Raw genomic sequence first — 935 nt, forward strand, 5'->3', positions numbered from 1 at the left:
GGCCCAGACGCCCGTGACGTTCGTGCGGCCGGTGCGGTCGGTGACGACCCAGCCGCCGTCGTCCTTGTCGCATCCCAGCCGGGTCAGCAGTTCGTCGTGCGGGACGAAACGCGGGAAGAGGAAGGCGGCAGTGCGGGGCACGACGCGGCCATCGACGAGTTCGATTCCGCGCAGCCGATCGTCGTCGACGACGAGATGCTTGATCTCCCCCTCGATCAGGTGAAGACCGCGTGCCTCCAGCTGTGCCCGGTCCTCCGCGGTCAACTCCAGGGTGTGCGGGAGGAAGACAACGTCGTCGCTCCACTGGCGCAGGAGCAACGCCTGGTGGACCGCTCCCGGGTGCGTGCCGAGGACAGCGAGGGGCTGGTCGCGGACTTCGTAGGCGTGGCAGTACGGGCAGTGCAGGACGTCCCTCCCCCACCGTTCGCGGACGCCGGGAATGTCGGGCAGCTCGTCACGCAGCCCGGTCGCGATCAGGACCCGGCGTGCCTTGAGCACCCCCCCGCCCGCCATGCGGACGTAGTAGCCGTGGTCGATCTGTTCCACCCGGCCCCGGAGCAGCTGGACACCGTAGCGGGCGATCTCGGCGCGCCCGAGGTCGAGCAGGGTCGCAGGCGGCAAGCCGTCGCGGGACAGGAAGCCGTGCATGTGCGAGGCCGGCGCGTTGCGCGGCTCACCGGCATCGATCACCACCACCTTGCGGCGAGCGCGGCCCAGGAGCAGGGCGGCGTTGAGTCCGGCCGCTCCGGCGCCGACCACCACCACATCGTGGACCTCGTCGACGCCGCCGTGCCACACCCTGCTGTTCTTGTCGTTCGTCGTATTGATCATGGGATCAACCTCCTGTCGCGATCGTGCGCGCCAGGCCATCGGGCGACAACATCTGTTGCTATTTCTGGGACGCGGGAGGTGGAATGGGGGTATGGACGAGCAAT

General features: G+C 69.0%; 1 protein-coding gene. It reads right to left on the reverse strand.

Annotation, left to right across the window (positions count from 1 at the left end; all coding sequences use genetic code 11):
* Positions 1-831 (reverse strand): NAD(P)/FAD-dependent oxidoreductase (locus tag IEZ15_RS38820; RefSeq protein ID WP_229846417.1); only part of this gene is annotated, 831 nt, incomplete at its 3' end.
* Positions 832-935: the final 104 nt, after the last annotated feature.

Origin of the sequence: Streptomyces atratus (assembly GCF_014648655.1) — a bacterium.
In the GTDB taxonomy this organism is placed as follows: Bacteria; Actinomycetota; Actinomycetes; order Streptomycetales; family Streptomycetaceae; genus Streptomyces; species Streptomyces atratus.